Source organism: Pseudomonas sp. CDFA 610 (assembly GCF_021147865.1).
GTDB classification, from domain to species: Bacteria; Pseudomonadota; Gammaproteobacteria; order Pseudomonadales; family Pseudomonadaceae; genus Aquipseudomonas; species Aquipseudomonas alliivorans.
In genome coordinates, this window is record NZ_JAGTPM010000007.1 from 159,883 (window position 1) to 176,695 (window position 16,813).

Consider the following 16,813-nt stretch of genomic DNA (forward strand, 5'->3'; position numbering starts at 1 on the left):
CGACATGGGATAAGCCATGAGGTCTGAATCTTCAAGCAAACATGATTTCAAGCTCAACCTTGATGGCGTCGATCACGACTTTCAGGTACTCGCCTTCAACGGCCGGGAAGCGATCAGCCAGCCGTTTGGTTTTACTGTAGAACTGGTCAGCGAGTCATCCTGCGTGGATCTGGAAAGCCTGCTGAACCGTCCTGCCTTTTTACAGTTCGCGCCAGACAACGGCGGGATTCACGGTCTGATCGACCGCATCGCCCAGGGCGATTCGGGGCAACGTCTGACCCGTTACTCGATCACCTTGCGCCCGCACCTGGCCCGCCTCGGCCATCGCACCAATCAACGCATCTTTCAGCACCGTACGGTGCCGCAGATCATTGCCCTGATACTGGAAGAGCATGGCCTGCTCGCCACCACCTATCGCTTCCAGCTCGCCAGCGTCTATCCCGAGCGTGAGTACTGCGTGCAGTACCACGAATCGGACCTGCACTTCATTCAGCGCCTGTGCGAGGAAGAAGGCCTGCATTATCACTTCGAACACAGCCCCGCTGCCCACCTGCTGGTGTTCGGCGAAGATCAGGCAGTGTTTCCCAAACTGGCGCCCGTGGTGTATCGACAAGACAGCGCGATGGTCGCCGAAACGCCCGTCGTCCAGCGCTTCAACCTGCGGCTTGAAACCCGGCCGAGTCGCACCACGCGCCGCGATTACCATTTCGAAAAGCCGCGCCTGACCATGCAGGGCGCGGTACCCGGCGATGCCCGGCCGGACCTTGAGGATTACGATTACCCCGGCCTGTTTACCCACCGCGACCGCGGCACCCATCTGGCCGCCCGCGCCCTGGAACGCCATCGCCACGATTACCGGCTCGCCGAAGGGCACAGCGATCAGCCACGGCTGGTCAGCGGACATTTCCTGCCACTGAGCGAGCACCCTCAGGCGGCGTGGAACGCCCTCTGGCTGCTGACCGAGATCCGGCATGAAGGTCGTCAGCCGCAGGTGCTGGAAGAAGCCGCATCGACCGAACCTTCGGGTGTTGGCGAGTTGCGCGAAGGCTATCGCAACACGTTCAGGGCCATACCCGGTTCAGTCCCGTTTCGTCCATCCCTGCGCCATCCCAAACCGCGCATTGCCGGCAGCCAGACAGCCGTCGTGACCGGACCTGCGGGCGAAGAGATTCATTGCGACAGGCACGGCCGGGTCAAGGTCCAGTTCCACTGGGATCGCGAAGGTCAGGTCACGGACCAGAGCAGTTGCTGGCTGCGCGTATCGTCGAGTTGGGCGGGTGACCGCTACGGAGGCATGGTCATCCCGAGGGTCGGCATGGAAGTGCTGGTGACTTTCATCGAGGGCGACCCCGATCGCCCCTTGATCAGCGGCTGCCTGTACCACGCCGAACACACCCCGCCCTACCCGCTGCCTGCCCACCAGACCCGCAGCGTGTTCAAGACCCTGAGCAGTCCCGGCGGCAAAGGCTCCAACGAACTGCGCATCGAGGACCGCGCCGGTCAGGAACAGATCTACGTCCACGCCCAGCGCGACTGGGACCAGAACATTCAACATGACCAGAAGATTCGCGTCGGCCACGAGCGGCACGACCGGGTCGAGGCCAACAGCTACAGCGAATTCAAGGCCGAGGAACATCGCGCGGTCGACGGCAGCCGCCTGACCGAAGTGCGCACGGATGATCACCTGACCGTGAGCGGCAAACAACACATCAAAGTCGGCGAAGCCCTGCTGGCCGATGTCGGCCATGAGATTCATTTCGAGGCGGGCGACCAGGTGGTGATCGAGGCCGGGCTGGAAATCACCCTCAAGGTGGGTGGCAGCTTTATCAAGATCGATCCGGGCGGGGTGACGGTCAGCGGGCCGTTGGTAAGACTGAACAGCGAGGGCTCTCCGGGCGTTGGCTCCGGGGTCGCTGCGTTGCTGCCTAAAACACCCAAGGCCGCTGATACATCAGCATCTGGAAACAATACCAAAGGTCCCAAGCCTGCAAATACCAAACCTGAGAAAACAGAGCAGCCTGCTCTGGACACTCTCGTCGTTGATGTCTGGGGAGATCCCGCCATGGGGAGCCAACTGCAAATTCTGGCTCCAGAGGACGATGTATGAATGAGTTCAGCGACAGCGAAATCCTTCGCGGCACACGCAAGAGAACCGAATACCCTAACGATCAAAGAGCACGTCTCGCCTTACATATTCCGCGTCAAGATGGCGGTGTAATGCAGATCCCCTTATTGAATGACACCCAAGCGACGAAAGAACAGGAGGACATCCAGCGCAACACGCTTATCGCTATCGTCCCGCTGGCCAGATTACCTGGCTATGATGCGCCTCAACAGTCACCTCGCGGGGCTTTTCCTCGACGCGGCCGGGTGTATGTTTTTTGGAAGAATGTGCTCTGGAGAGAACTTGAGGCAGACGGCGAAGGACAACTGTTCGAGGTGGATCTTTCTCATTGGCGAGCCGTAGCCGAGAGTAACGGTGAAGCGGATCAGAGAGAAGCCGCAGGGGTAAAGCAGTACGCCATTCTTCTACCCATGTTGTTGCAGAGCCGATTTGTTGCCGACCAGTTCATGATGGCCTACAGCGAACTGACATGGACTTGGGAGTATATAAAGTGGCTTGAAAGCGACCCGGCTCATATCAAGTCCCGCTGCCAGCACATTGCAAGGGCCTGGGATACGGCCGTGGTGGGATCCGAGCAGTGGAAAACCACTCAGGCCAACCCAAGCCTGCCTATGACACGCCTTAAATCCGGTCTGCGTGCCCGGGACTTCAATATAGAAAGCGCACTGGAAGATCCGCTGGATTTTACTCCTGCATTCACAATATTCGATGAAACGACGCTCATGAAGCGCTTGCAGGTTCGTCAGGAGGAATTAGCAACACACCTCAAGCAAACACCCCCACCGCCTCTACCGGAGACTGAGTCAAGCGTTGATCTGCTTGATGCTTACAATTTGCGAAGCAATAACCATCTCGTTGGGGTCATCCTGGAAGATCCATTGTTTGCTGTACGCCACGCCACCTCGCAGATCCGACATCACGCGGCTTATCTGCAGACCCTGAACGCGCTGGTGCTGCATCAACCTTATGGACGTTACGCACAGGTGCTTTACAGCGTGCTTGGTGGCCCCTTGTCGAGTTTGAAGGATGAGATCGATTTACCCAAGCTGCATGAAGCCGTATTCGAACAAGACCGGAAAAACTGCCGTACCCGCATAGCTGCGCACCTTGAACGCCTGATTGGTCTGCTCGACAAAAAAACGCCTAATGTTCTACTGGACTGGACACATCGTCAGGATGAAGCCCTGTTGGAGCCTTACAGCTTGATGGCCGAGGTGTTGGATGTGCTGAACCAACTGCCAACCAGAGCAGACGCCATGTGCATCAATAAGGAGTCCGAGCCGCTGCTCAAAGCCGTTAATAGCTTGATACAGGGATTGTTGAAAGCAGAGCATCCTCTGGGTGAATTGCTGCTGTGCAAGAACGCTGAGCAGCCCCCTGAAGTGGTCAGGCGTCTAATGGCACTACGCGACAGTGATCAAACTCCTGAACAAGAAGCTATGGGCCTGAGCACGCTTATGCTCAGCGCGCCGCTTATGGGGAATGTGGACTGGGCAGGTGCAGGCAAAGGTTTGTCCTACTTCATTGGCGATCTGCTGGATATTTTCGGTGCCAGTGTCGTTGCGCATATCAGCCGACTGTCACAAAGCGCGTCGAACATAAGCCTCGACCGGGTGTTTGCCCCAACCTTCAATACGCTTTCAAGCCTGTCAAAAAAAATGGCCGGCATCCGCCTCATCACGTTCGGCGAGGCGCTGGAACGAGATTACGTAGTCATAGGTGTAAAGGGTGGTGGCTTGCGAAATGGCCTGACCGAGGTTGAACGCTCGGCATTAACTCGAAAAAACTACCGCTACGCCTCACTTCACAGCCTCAGCGGAGAAAAGCTGGCCAGCACGAGCCCCAAGGGTAGCAAGACTCACAAGCCTCTGACCCGTAACCTGAGTGTTATAGCTGTGGCAAAAGATCACCCGGAGCTGGCGCGTTACAGCGATTTTCGGCTTGCGTTAAGTGAAGCAGGCCAGAAACTGGAAGCGACCAAGGTGGTGCCTACACTGATGGTGGGTTTTGCGGTTTATAATTTGATGGTGCAGATGGAAGCCACTAAAAATTTTGACGAAAATGGGGAGAACCTAAGAGGATACTTTGGGGTAGGCAGTGCAATAGCTGATTTGATTGCAGCCATAGGTAATCATAGCAAACTGATATTCGGTGCAAAGGCCGAACAATATTTAATTAAACCCAGTATCGATGTATCTCGAATTTCAACTGCCTGGGCGGCTAGACTTCGACGGCAAACCGGCAGTTCCAAACTGTCCCTATTAAGAGGCATTGGTAGTGCTGCTACCGTGTTTGGCGCAGCGATCAGTGCTTGGGATGCTTACAGAGCCTTCAGCGATGGTAATGGCTTGCAAGCAGCGGCCTATTTAGCTGTCACGGCAGGCACCGGGGCGTGGGGCGCATACGCGCTTGGTCTAACCATTAATCCTTACGCCCTGATAATTGGTGTCGTGCTCGCTCTGGGCGGTGCCATCGTCGCTAACCTGCTTGCCGATAGCGATGCCGAGCTGGTGACCCGGAATGGTCCTTTTGGCATCTATTTTTCGAAAACACAAGATGAGTTAACCGGAAAAGCCAAGCTATATAAACATTTGAAAGATCCGCTCATTGCCTATCAGCAACTAGTGGGAATCATTGGCAAACCGCAGGTAAAAGCCATGAGACTCGCGGAATGGCGTGATCAGGCGACGACCGAGCACATGCAAATCATAGAGCATGCCGATCAAAAGCGTTTGCGAGCCAGGCCCTACACGCCCCATTCACAAACAACCCGCCCCGACACGCAAGCTCTTAATGACAGCGACTGGGTCGTTATCGTTAGCTCGCCTTTGCTGGCAATGTTTGGTCATGACGAACAGCAGCTTCAACTGTTTGGGGAAGAGTTCTACTCTAGTTTAGATACTGGTCAGGCATTCGCCGTCCGGCAATACAGAAGACAAGCCACAGGTTCTCCGAAGCTGGCGGCGATAGCGTTGGATGCCAGCAGTATGATCTATGTGCTGCCTTCTTTTTTTGAAACACCTATTCTCAGTATGAGACAGCGCCACCGGTATCAGATGACAGAAGGAGTGAAGACACTCTTACAAGTTGAGCTTCATTCCGCCCCCCATGACCCACCGCTTGTATTACCACAGCCAACGCCAGCAAAGTGGGCAAACTTCACAGCCGCCAATCGTCGCCCTACAACAGTTACTTTTACAGATGATGAAGTTCGGTATTGGCAAGTCGACACAAATGAGATCACCCTATGACCTCCCGCAATGAGACTGGCTACGCCGCCAGCGCTTATCGTAGTGACAACAGCAACCTGATGCCCCGATCATTACAAGAATTTTCCAGAGGCGACAACGAGCTTTGCTCCATGCATATTAAATATGGACACTATGCAGGACTAGACCCTGCGATGGAAATAACTACTCAACTGGAAGCAAAAGAGCATGAACGCTTACATTCAGAAAGCGCATCGGATCCTGAGCCAAACATCTACTGCAACCACAAACGCTGGCGATTTCAAAACTCGAGCAACTTTCCGCACTTGCTTTTTGTAACACGATTAATGAGCTATTCGCTTTTATGGATGCCGTGGGGCCTAGGCGTCTTTTTAGCTGCCATGCCCGCAGCTGGATATGGAGAACCAGGAGTTGAGTGGGTTGTTTTCATGGCCGTAGTCGCCAACTTACTGATGATACTTTCACTGGCAATGACCCTGTCAGGAAACCATAAAATTCATTACATGCAGTTTAGTGGCTTACTAATTTTTTCAGGTATCGTTCTATGGGTTACCGGCACCCTCTGGGGCACGACCGAAATGCATATCTCATTCTGGATCGGCACGTTCCTCTACTTCATGGGTGCCATAGGTTGCGATGCCGTGCTGCACCTTTACAGCCTGTTCAGCAAACACGATGGCAGCGAATTCAACCGCATCGATGGAATGGTGCGTTTCAAGCGACGCTTCAGGACACTGTTCGTCGCACCATTCGAGGAGTTTGATCCGGTACTCAGGACCATACCGACAGGCCATGGTTCTCATGACTATGTCATATGGCTATACCACCGCTACACCAACAAAAAGCTTTGCCTGGCCGTCAAGGTCCATGCGCTGGGGCTGGACAAGGTCAATGCATTGGCATTCTGGGACAGCCTGCAGCGTTACATGGACGTTACCCACCCGCTGCCAGACCTGCCAGTACTGGAGCAAAGTCGGCACCTGGACCCGGTAACTGCAGCCTATGATGCACGAACCGGCCGACCTGAACGCCGATGGCGAGACCAGTCGATAAGGAGCTGGAAAGCAGCCGGTGAAAAACGGCTGACGGAGCAATTGAAGTGCTACCCGTGGCAGCAATCACCTTGCGTCGTGAGGGCTCGAATAAGCGATACCTTGAACATTGAAGATTACTACCGATCTCTGGAAGCGGAAGGGATCGATATCTCCCCCAAGGCGGACAATTTTTCCTTCTTGTATCAAATGGATCAGGGGGCGCAGTGAGTGGTTTATTGCGACGAACCGCAGTCACCGCAGATGACCTGCTGCCCTTGCACCCTCGCCACCCAGCGAATAAGGTGCTCTGCATCGCACTCAGCCCCGAAATACCTTCATTAAAGGCCCCAAATGATCCACATCCGCCCCATGACCCCAGACGACTTCGACCACTTCTGGCCGACCTTCCATTCGGTCGTCCAGGCGCAGGAAACCTACGCCTACGACCCGACGCTGACCTTCGAACAGGCTCGTGACGTATGGATGAAGCTCCCCCTGCACACGCTGATTGCGGAAGAAGATGGTCAGCTGCTGGGCAGTTATTACCTGAAGGCGAACGCGGCGGGTCCGGGAAGTCATGTCTGCAACTGTGGCTATATGGTGACGGACGCAGCGCGGGGTCGTGGGGTGGCGCGGTTGATGTGTGAGCACTCGCAGCAGTTGGCGCGCGACAGCGGCTTTCTGGCGATGCAGTTCAATTCGGTGGTTGCCACCAATGAAGTGGCCGTCGCGCTGTGGCACAAGCTCGGTTTTGAAACAGTGGGTCGCTTGCCCAACGCTTATCGGCATGCCCGCCTGGGGCTGGTGGATTGTCTGGTGATGTTCAAATGGTTGGGCGAAGCGTCTGAGGTTCAAGAACCTGCGCGGCCCATGCTGATTGGTCGCAAGAACATCGAGTCTGTCGTGTCGCGCCCCCGCCGCAAATAGCCCGTCTGGTGCAGGCTCCCTCACGTCAGGTCAGGTTGCGACCTTGAAGGGAGCCATCTTCCCTGCATCCCTCAGCGTTTGATCCCTTGAAGCTTTATTGTCTGACGGTCTATTCCTTGACCTCACTCAGCGAGAAACGGTGTCCCTTGGTGTCACGCACTTCGGTCCCCACGATGTACGCGATGGTCTGCCCGTCATGGTCGACCAGACGTTGCGGGGTCCCGAGGCTGAGTGTGCCTATTTCGCCACTCCAGTCCCTTCGCGGGTCATGTTCGAGGTAGGCGTAAACCTTACGTTCACGAATGCGCCATACCGGATAGCGCTTGCGGCTGGAGATGACGTCGTAGGTCAGGTTGGGGTTGAAGATGAAGGCAGCAGTCATGGCAGTCTCCGTTGTGAAGTGGCTGACTGCACGGTGAAGCCACGTGGTTGTCGCAGGATAGACCACGCTTGAAAGGCCTTCGTTGCGACCGGACGACCAACCGCAACACCACGAAAAACGGGCCTTTCGGCCCGTTTATCACTGACGTCCCGTATCGCTATTTGCCAGCGCCGACTTCCGGCTGACGCTGCAGCAATACACGGGTGACACGGCGCTCTTCCACACCGACAACTTTCAGATCCCAGCCCTGCCACTGAAGGCTGTCGCCCATAGTGGGCAGACGATCCAGCAGGCTCATGACCAGCCCGGCCAGTGTCTGATAATCGTCGGTGGCCTTGGCCTGGAAACCGGTCCGCTCGCGGATCAGGCTCAGGTTCAACGCGCCCGAGACAATGAAGTCATCACCCTGCGCCACGATGTCCGGACCTTCCACTTCGCTGGCGTCAGGCAACTGGCCGGCGATGGACTCCAGAATGTCGGTCATGCTCAGCACACCGATAAAATCACCGAACTCATTGACTACGAACGCGATGTGGGTCGACTCCTTGCGCATCTGTTCCAGTGCATTGAGGATCGTGAAGTTCTCCAGCAGGTTGATGGCCTTGCGCGACAGCAGCTTCAGGTCAGGCTCGTTACCGGACAGCAACTCCTTGAGCAGTTCCTTCTTATGAACGAAGCCCAGCGGTTCATCAATGCCGCCCTCGCCGATCAATGGCAGGCGCGAATAGGACGAGTGCATCAATTTCAGGCGGATCTTGTCAGCGTCGTCGCTCAGGTCGATGTAATCGATCTCGGCGCGCGGCGTCATCACGGTACGAATCGGACGCTCTGCCAGCTGCAGAACACCGCTGATCATCACGCGCTCGCGACGGTCGAACACTGGCTCGGCGCTCTCGCCCTCCATCATTTCAATGATTTCTTCGTCGACATCACCCGATTCCAGCCTGCGACCACCCAGCAGGCGCATGACCGCATGGGCAGCACGCTCACGGCGTGGAAGATGACCATGCGCGGACTTCTTGCTGCGCTTGCGGGCGATCTGGTTGAACACCTCGATCAGGATCGAGAAACCGATGGCCGCATACAGATAGCCTTTTGGAATGTGGAAACCCAGGCCCTCAGCGGTCAGGCTGAAGCCGATCATCATCAGGAAGCCCAGGCACAGCATGATGACGGTCGGGCGACTGTTGACGAACTTGGTCAACGGTTTGCTCGCAATCATCATCAGGCCGATGGAGAAGATGACCGCAATCATCATCACCGACAGGTGCTCGACCATGCCCACCGCAGTAATAACAGCGTCGAGCGAGAACACCGCATCAAGCACCACGATCTGCGCCACGATAGGCCAGAACAGCGCGTATCCGGCATTGCCGGCTTTCTGACTGACGTGGCCTTCCAGTCGCTCGTGCAATTCCATGGTGGCCTTGAACAGCAGGAACACACCACCGAACAGCATGATCAGGTCGCGGCCGGAGAACGTCTTGCCGAAAATGTCGAACAAGGGCTCGGTCAGCGTGACCATCCAGGAAATACTGGCCAGCAGGCCAAGGCGCATGATCAATGCCAGCGACAGACCGATCACACGTGCCTTGTCGCGTTGTGCAGGCGGAAGCTTGTCGGCCAGGATGGCGATGAATACCAGGTTATCGATACCCAGTACCAGTTCCAGAATGATAAGGGTCAGCAGGCCAAGCCAGGCCGTCGGGTCAGCAATCCATTCCATGGTAATTATTCAGCCTTCTGAACAGAATGTTGGGCGGGAGCGCCTGATGCGTTGCGCTGAGCACGGAAATTCGGCACCGAATGCAGAGAGGCATCCGAGCAGGCTGTATAGCCTTGGGCAGGGTTTGAACGCAAAAGAGAGGATGAAGCGAGGCTTGAATCAGGCTTGATTCCGCATGGGGTGCAGACAAATGGACAGCCCGATGCTGAAAAAGGAAAACGACTCGGAGGTTCCTGGAGGGTGTTCATACAGTCCTGAAATTTAATACGGGCGATGATCCTACAATACACAGATCGGATTAGCGCGCCGAATAAGTATTACAAGAGTTGACGGAAAAACGGCTGCCTTGATCGTCCGAGTCCCTTCCGAGCGACGTTTTGTCGCACCCAAATTCATGACCAGTTGTCTGACGACGCCCGATGCACGGTAGATGGCGATGGGCAATTGTTTTAAAATGTTGCAACAACGTCACACCTGCGCAGGCCGATCTGCTGTTCGCTGATCCCTGACGCCACCTGACAAGAATCATAAAAAGAAAGCCCGTCATAGACGGGCTTTTTTCGTTTTCAGCTTTTGCACGCCATGCGGCCAAAGAATGTCGCACGCATGGCAGTCGACGCGTTTTTTTGACCTCTGAGGATCTTGCTTCATGCTGCGTATCGTTGTTGTTCATCTGTTCCAATGGCTCAAGCGCCTGTCTTCCGGCCTTCTGTCCCGTGGGTCGCATTACAGCGAGTCCCGCGACTTCACCCGTGAAAACGATGAAGGCCGCTGGACCTTCGTTTCCATCGCAATCATTTTGACCTTGAGCCTGTATTGCCTGGCCGGTTTGGGCTACTACGCCAAGGTCAACGTGTGGGACGGCTTTACCCAGGAGCAGAAAGCCAATATCGCGCAAGCGATGGTGGTCAGCTCGCAGAATCTGTAAGCAGCCTGTGTGCAACATCGAACGGGGAAGCTGAGGCTTCCCCGTTTGCGTTTAAACGCTTGTCAGACGCTTGAGTTTCTGCGAGAAACCTGCCCGCATACACAAGGAGATGTCTGGCAATGAACGACGAATTACTCATAACCGATCTGCAGATTGGCGAAGGCAAGGCCGTGGTCAAGGGCGCATTGATCACCACCCATTACACCGGCACCCTGACCGACGGCACGGTCTTCGACTCTTCCCACGAGCGCGGCAAGCCTTTTCAGTGCGTGATCGGTACGGGGCGCGTTATAAAAGGCTGGGACCAGGGCTTGATGGGCATGCAAGTCGGGGGGCGTCGCAAGTTGTTCGTCCCGGCTCACCTCGCTTACGGCGACCGAAAAATGGGCGCTCACATTCAGCCGGGCTCCGACCTGACTTTCGAGATTGAACTGTTGGAAGTCCTGACCCGCGACGACTGAACGGACAGCGGGCCGGGTTGCGCGTTTATTTTTCAGCGTGTCCGGTCACACTTTGTTTGCCGGATTGCGCGAGCACGCAGAAAAAGCCATGCTCAGGGTATGGAATTCAATGACTTCTGACAGGACAACCCATGGCGCTCAACAAGTCGACCCAGGAGCTGAAAAAGCACCTCAAGGGCACGGCCACCAACCTCGAAACCACCGCAGATGAAATTCTCAAGCTTGCGTCGCAGATGAAAGAGGTCGATGTCACGGCCATTCTGCAGATGGTCAATCGTCTTTACAGCGACGCAGACCAACTCAAGGCCTACGCCGATGAGGTCAAATCGAAGAGAATCGTACGCGCCAAGCTACCTTGAATCACAGAACGCCCTTTGATATCGCAGTCCTAAACGTTCCAGAGAGCCGTCGATGCCATCAGCGTTCACTCATGCACGTTTTCGATACGTGGCGTTACAGAAACGGCGGACCCGGGTCGGCATGACTCTGGCCGCCAGTCTTTCGGTTCTGGCGGGTATGACGGACGCCATTGGCTTCATGGCAACGGGCGACTTTGTCTCTTTCATGAGCGGCAACACCACGCGACTGGCGGTGGCGCTGGGCGAAGGCGACATGGGCATGACCGCTCGCCTGAGCCTGGCTATCGGCGTGTTCATCGCGGGCAACGCGTTGGGTATTGTCATCGCCCGCCTGGGCAACCGCCGTGCGTTGCCGCTGCTGCTGGTTGTCGCGACACTCCTGTGTGCAGCCGCTGCCTGGCCAATGGAGAAGAATCTGCTGGCGCTGGTCTGGGCGATTCTGGCAATGGGCATGCTCAACGCTGCGGTTGAACAGGTAAACGGTCAGTCGGTGGGGCTGACCTATGTGACCGGCGCCCTGTCCCGCTTCGGACGTGGCCTGGGACGCTGGTTGATGGGGGAGCGAAGGAATGGCTGGCAGGCCCAGTTGATTCCGTGGTTCGGCATGTTCATCGGCGCAGTCGTCGGAGCGCTGATAGAACGTCGCCTCGGGTTGAATGCCCTGCTGGTCAGCGCCGGCCTCTCGGCATTGCTGGGACTGGTCTCGCTCGGCATTCCGCATCGATGGCAGCGCCTCTACATGCCGCGTTGAGGCAAATAGGTTTACCATACGCGCCTTTTTCAGACCGACCCCGCCCCATGAATCCCGAAGCGCTCGCCATCCTGCAAGAACACCTGCTCAACGCACTGAGCCACGTCCCGACTGAAACACGCCGGTTGTTCCATGGCCGCGGGCGTATCTGGCCCGGACTGGAGCACATCACTGTCGACTGGATGCAGGGCGTGGTGCTGGTGTCACTGTTCAAGGAGCCGCAGGAGTCCGAGCTGGCCGAACTGAATCGTCTGCTGCTGGCGCTGATCGAAACGCCGCAATGGCAACAGAGTCAGGCTCATACCCTGCTGCTGCAACATCGCTACCTGCCGCAAAGCACCACCCAATGGCTGACGGGTACCGAAGTGGATGAGTGGGTCATCACTGAAAACGGTTTGCGCTACAAGGTCGATTTCGGCAAGAAGCAGAACAGCGGACTGTTTCTGGACATGCGCTACGGCCGGAAATGGGTGCAGGCCCAGGCTCGGGGTAAGCGCATTCTCAATCTGTTCGCTTACACCTGCGGCTTTTCGGTCGCGGCAATTGCCGGTGGTGCCGACCATGTCGTGAATCTGGATATGGCACGCGCAGCGCTCAATCGAGGTCGCGAGAACCACCGCCTGAACGAACATGACCTCAGCCGCGTCACCTTTCTGGGCCACGATCTGTTCAAGTCCTGGGCCAAGGTCACACGCTCAGGCCCTTATGATCTGATCATCATCGACCCGCCCTCCTTCCAGAAAGGCAGTTTCATGCTCGACAAGGATTACCAGCGCGTCCTGCGGCGTCTGCCGGAGTTGCTCGAAGAGGACGGTCTGGTGCTGGCCTGCATGAACGATCCGGCGGTAGGGCCTGAGTTTCTGATTGAGCACACGGCCATCGAAGCACCCTGCCTGCGCTACCTGCAGCGCCTGGAAAACCCACCGGAGTTTCCCGATTCACGCGTGGACGGTGGCTTGAAGGCGCTGGTGTTCAAGGCTGAAGGATTGAGTCGGACAGGCTGGGCCTGACTGATTTTCAACGCACTCCGCCCTTGCGGCATCTATGGCTGCGTTCAAAGCCAGCAGACTGCTCTGCCCGGGAATGCCGCGAATCACTTTCGGAAAACTGCCTGCTACTCGGCCTGCCCGAAGACCTGACTCGGGCGCCTCAATGAAGGATCGAATGGATTGATCCGCGCGCTGACCGCCGAGGCTTCACGCTTGAGCAATTCGACCACCGTCGTCAGCCGATCCGGCCCCAGACGGTCAGAGATAGTCGCAACACTGAGCGCCGCGACTGCACGGCCGTTACGGTCAAGAATGGGTACCGCCAGCCCGGCCATTCCCGGCAGTGCGCCGGTGTTGCGCGCGGCATAACCCAGGCGTCTGACGTTCTCGACTTCGGAGCGCAGGAAGACTTCGTCGTACAGATGAAAATCCTTGAGTCTGGGCAGGTTGTAGGCGATCACCGTTTCGCGCTCGTCTTCAGGCAGGAACGCCAGAATGGCCAGACTGCCCTGCCCTACACCCAAGGCTACGCGCCCGCCGATATCGCCGGTGAACGTGCGAATCGGATAGGGTCCTTCGCTGCGATCCAGACAGATGGCGTCGAAGCCGCTACGCGCCAATAGAAACAGAGAGTCTCCGAGCGAAGCGGACAAACGCAGCAGGCTGGGCCTGACCAGATCCCGCAGGTTACTGGTGTTGCCTGCCTTGGCCGCCAGCGCGAAGAACTCGATGCTCAGTCGATAGCGCTTGCTGAGCAGATCCTGTTCGACCATGCCCTCTTCCATCAGGCTGCGCAGCAACCGATGGGTAGTGGGCTGGGACAGACCGACGCGCTGCGCCAGTTGTGTCACGCGTTCACCACCTTCATCGCACTCACCCAGGCATCGCAATACTGCGAACAGGCGTGAGACTGCGCCAACGCCAACATCCCTCGGCTCATTATTCCGATCAGTGGAATTACTATTTTGATTATTCATATTAATTTCCATCTGATGAATAAATTTGAAAAAAGATGTTGTTCAGTGAAATTCATCATTGAGCGCATCCTAGCCTTCGTCCTACTCTCAGTCCACAGGGGCGATTTGAACAATCACCGGTAGCCGACTCAGATCGAGCACCAACGTCCAATGCTGCACAGGCTCACTTCGCATCTGCCCATAACAAAAGCGTGCCCCGGCGCGTACGTCTATAAGGTGGAAGCAGGCATGGCATTTCTGCAGCTCGAAGGTCTTTCCAAACGCTACGGTTCGATTGATGCCGTGGTTGCCACTGACCTGAACGTGGACAAGGGTGAGTTCGTTTCACTGCTGGGCCCATCCGGTTGCGGCAAAACCACCACCCTGCAGATGATCGCCGGCTTCGTCGACGTCAGTGACGGACGCATCGTGCTCGACGGACGGGACATCACCCATGCCAAACCGAGCAGCCGCGGCCTGGGCGTGGTATTTCAGAGTTACGCGCTCTTCCCGCACATGACGGTTGCCAACAACGTGGCGTTCGGCTTGCGTATGCGCAAAGTGGCACCTTCGGAGATACAGAGCCGGGTCAGCAAGGTACTGAAACTGGTGCGCCTGGATCCGCATGCAGAACGCTATCCACGAGAATTATCAGGCGGTCAGCGTCAGCGCGTGGCCTTGGCGCGTGCGCTGGTGATCGAGCCACCGGTGCTGCTGCTCGACGAGCCGTTGTCCAACCTTGACGCCAATCTGCGCGAAGAGATGCAGTTCGAGATTCGCCGCATCCAGAACGAAGTGGGCATTACCACACTGATGGTCACCCATGATCAGGCAGAAGCGCTGTCGATCAGCGACCGGGTTGTCGTCATGCAAGCCGGACGTATCACTCAGATCGATGAACCCTACAAACTCTACGAGCATCCACGCACCCGCTTCATCTCCGGCTTCGTCGGCAAGGCCAATATGCTGCAGGGTGATCTGGACGGCAGTGGCGTACCGCAGATACGTCAGTTGCCGGGCGAAGGTGCGTTGACCCTCAGTCTGCGGCCGGAAAAGATCGATCTGGTCGCGCCCGGCTGTGGTCGTCTGTCGGGGCGTATCGTCACCCGTTATTTCCTCGGCAGCCAATGGCTGTACAGCATTCAGACCGGCGTCGGCGAATTGACCGTGGTGCGCCGCAATGACGGGCAGCCACCGCTTGAACAAGGCGCCGCGGTTGGCCTGGACTGGTCGTCGGATCTGTTACGCGTACTGGACGCCGAAGAGGTGCGCGCATGAGCCTGCTGACTCAAATGCATCAGGGTCGGCGAGGCTATTGGCTGTCCGCCCCGGCGCTGGCCTTGTATATCGGCCTGCTGGTGTTGCCACTGGGCCTGACGCTCCTGCTGTCGTTCAACGTGTTCGATTATCAGGTGGGCGTGAAAAGCGACAGCTACACGCTGGATAACTATGGCGCAGTGCTCACCGACAGTTATTTCTACGAAATCTTTTTGCGCACCTTCTGGATCAGCGCACTGGTCACCCTGCTTTGCGTAGTGATCGGTGTGCCCGAGGCCTACATCCTGAGCCGCATGGGGACACCCTGGCGTTCGCTCTTCCTGATCCTGATTCTCACGCCGCTGCTGATTTCGGTCGTGGTACGGGCGTTTGGCTGGAGCCTGCTGCTGGGCGCGGACGGTCTGATCAATCAGGGCATCCAGGCCATGGGCGGACGTCCGGTCAAGCTTCTGTATACGCCGTTCGCGGTAATCATTGCGCTGGTGCATGTGATGCTGCCGTTCATGATCATTCCGGTCTGGACCTCGCTGCAGAAGCTTGACCCCACCGCAGAACAGGCGGCGCTGTCGCTGGGTGCGAGTCAGGCGAAAGTGATGCGCCTGATCGTGCTGCCGCAGGTGATGCCCGGCGTACTGTCAGGTTCGCTGATCGTCTTCGGTCTGGCTGCGAGCTCCTTCGCCATTCCCGGACTGCTCGGCGGGCGCCGCCTGAAAATGGTCGCCACGGTGATCTACGACCAATACCTGTCCGAGTTGAACTGGCCGATGGGTGCGACGCTGGCCGTTGCGCTGTTGCTGGTGAACCTGCTGGTGATGCTGTCGTGGAACCGCATGATCGAAGGCCGCTACAAGAAATCCCTGGGGGAATGATCCATGTCCAAGAACGGTCCTCTGGCCCTGTCGTTTCATGCGTTGGTCGTGGTGTTCATGATGGCGCCACTGGTGGTCGTCTGCCTGGTGGCGTTCACGCCGGAAAACACCCTGAGCCTGCCGACCACCGATTTCTCGCTGCGCTGGTTCAAGGCGGTATTCGAACGGGCCGACTTCATTGACTCGTTCTACAACAGCCTGATTCTGGCGTTCGTTTCAGCGACGCTGGCCACTCTGATTGCAGTGCCCGCCGCACTGGCGATCACTCGGCACAGCTTCCCGGGACGCAATTTTTTCAACGCCCTGTTTCTGTCGCCCATCATCATTCCGCACCTGGTGCTGGGTGTGGCAATGCTGCGCCTGTTTGCCTTGATGGGCGTCAACGGCAGCTTCACCTGGCTGATCTTCGCGCATGTGCTGGTCATCACGCCTTACGTGCTGCGCCTGGTACTGGCCGCTGCCATCGGCATTGATCGCAGCGCCGAACACGCTGCCGAATCGCTGGGTGCCAGTCGCTTCACGCTGTTTCGCCAGATCACCCTGCCGATGATTCTGCCCGGCGTTGCGGGCGGCTGGCTGCTGGCGTTCATCAACAGCTTCGACGAGGTGACGTTGTCGATCTTCGTCACTTCGCCTGCGACACAGACCCTGCCGGTGCGCATGTACGTATACGCCACCGAATCCATCGACCCGATGATGGCCGCCGTGTCTGCACTGGTCATCGCCCTCACGGCCGCCACCATGATCCTGCTCGACCGGGTGTATGGGCTGGACCGCGTGCTGGTTGGCAAACATTGA

15 protein-coding genes are annotated in these 16,813 nt (G+C 57.1%); 12 read left to right on the forward strand and 3 right to left on the reverse strand.

Going from position 1 to position 16,813, the window contains the following annotated elements; all coding sequences use genetic code 11:
• The first annotated feature begins 16 nt into the window (after positions 1-16).
• The 4 genes from tssI (at position 17) to KDX39_RS14625 (ending at position 7,316) form a co-directional block, all read left to right on the forward strand.
• Positions 17-2,107, forward strand: coding sequence for a type VI secretion system Vgr family protein (gene tssI, locus KDX39_RS14610; RefSeq protein WP_231660860.1), 2,091 nt, complete (start codon positions 17-19; stop codon positions 2,105-2,107).
• On the forward strand, positions 2,104-5,376 hold the full coding sequence (locus tag KDX39_RS14615) for a hypothetical protein (protein ID WP_231660861.1): 3,273 nt from the start codon (positions 2,104-2,106) through the stop codon (positions 5,374-5,376). Before tssI ends, KDX39_RS14615 begins: the two co-directional genes overlap by 4 nt.
• Positions 5,373-6,617: a hypothetical protein gene (locus KDX39_RS14620; protein WP_231660862.1), complete on the forward strand. Its 1,245-nt coding sequence runs from the start codon at positions 5,373-5,375 to the stop codon at positions 6,615-6,617. The genes KDX39_RS14615 and KDX39_RS14620 overlap by 4 nt, the downstream gene beginning before the upstream one ends.
• 123 nt (positions 6,618-6,740) lie before the next feature.
• On the forward strand, positions 6,741-7,316 hold the full coding sequence (locus KDX39_RS14625; RefSeq protein WP_231660863.1) for a GNAT family N-acetyltransferase: 576 nt from the start codon (positions 6,741-6,743) through the stop codon (positions 7,314-7,316).
• 109 nt (positions 7,317-7,425) lie between these two features.
• Here KDX39_RS14625 and KDX39_RS14630 read toward each other — a convergent pair whose 3' ends face one another.
• Both KDX39_RS14630 and KDX39_RS14635 read right to left on the reverse strand, forming a co-directional pair.
• Positions 7,426-7,698: a hypothetical protein gene (locus tag KDX39_RS14630; protein ID WP_004886613.1), complete on the reverse strand. Its 273-nt coding sequence runs from the start codon at positions 7,696-7,698 to the stop codon at positions 7,426-7,428.
• Between the two features lie 157 nt (positions 7,699-7,855).
• Positions 7,856-9,424, reverse strand: coding sequence for a TerC family protein (locus KDX39_RS14635; RefSeq protein ID WP_099227826.1), 1,569 nt, complete (start codon positions 9,422-9,424; stop codon positions 7,856-7,858).
• A gap of 649 nt (positions 9,425-10,073) precedes the next feature.
• On the opposite strand from KDX39_RS14635, the gene KDX39_RS14640 reads away from it, so the two are divergent.
• The 5 genes from KDX39_RS14640 (at position 10,074) to KDX39_RS14660 (ending at position 12,933) form a co-directional block, all read left to right on the forward strand.
• The gene (locus KDX39_RS14640; protein WP_099227827.1) at positions 10,074-10,352 is read left to right on the forward strand and encodes a hypothetical protein; all 279 of its coding nucleotides are present in this window, start codon (positions 10,074-10,076) and stop codon (positions 10,350-10,352) included.
• A 119-nt stretch (positions 10,353-10,471) separates the two neighbouring features.
• A complete protein-coding gene (locus tag KDX39_RS14645) occupies positions 10,472-10,813 on the forward strand; it encodes an FKBP-type peptidyl-prolyl cis-trans isomerase (RefSeq protein ID WP_099227828.1) in 342 nt (113 codons plus the stop codon).
• A 131-nt stretch (positions 10,814-10,944) separates the two neighbouring features.
• Complete coding sequence (locus tag KDX39_RS14650) at positions 10,945-11,172, forward strand: hypothetical protein (RefSeq protein WP_099227829.1); 228 nt, start codon at positions 10,945-10,947, stop codon at positions 11,170-11,172.
• 52 nt (positions 11,173-11,224) lie between these two features.
• Positions 11,225-11,923: a YoaK family protein gene (locus tag KDX39_RS14655; RefSeq protein WP_099227830.1), complete on the forward strand. Its 699-nt coding sequence runs from the start codon at positions 11,225-11,227 to the stop codon at positions 11,921-11,923.
• A gap of 47 nt (positions 11,924-11,970) precedes the next feature.
• Complete coding sequence (locus KDX39_RS14660) at positions 11,971-12,933, forward strand: class I SAM-dependent methyltransferase (protein ID WP_231660864.1); 963 nt, start codon at positions 11,971-11,973, stop codon at positions 12,931-12,933.
• Between the two features lie 104 nt (positions 12,934-13,037).
• Here KDX39_RS14660 and KDX39_RS14665 read toward each other — a convergent pair whose 3' ends face one another.
• A complete protein-coding gene (locus KDX39_RS14665; RefSeq protein WP_231660865.1) occupies positions 13,038-13,889 on the reverse strand; it encodes an IclR family transcriptional regulator in 852 nt (283 codons plus the stop codon).
• Between the two features lie 228 nt (positions 13,890-14,117).
• Here KDX39_RS14665 and KDX39_RS14670 point away from each other — a divergent pair, with 228 nt between their 5' ends.
• The 3 genes from KDX39_RS14670 to KDX39_RS14680 are packed head-to-tail and all read left to right on the forward strand — an operon-like array spanning position 14,118 to position 16,813.
• Positions 14,118-15,146 (forward strand): ABC transporter ATP-binding protein, encoded by a 1,029-nt coding sequence (locus KDX39_RS14670; protein ID WP_231660866.1) that lies wholly within the window; start codon positions 14,118-14,120, stop codon positions 15,144-15,146.
• Positions 15,143-16,015, forward strand: coding sequence for an ABC transporter permease (locus KDX39_RS14675; protein WP_231660867.1), 873 nt, complete (start codon positions 15,143-15,145; stop codon positions 16,013-16,015). Before KDX39_RS14670 ends, KDX39_RS14675 begins: the two co-directional genes overlap by 4 nt.
• Before the next feature lie 3 nt (positions 16,016-16,018).
• On the forward strand, positions 16,019-16,813 hold the full coding sequence (locus tag KDX39_RS14680) for an ABC transporter permease (RefSeq protein WP_099227836.1): 795 nt from the start codon (positions 16,019-16,021) through the stop codon (positions 16,811-16,813).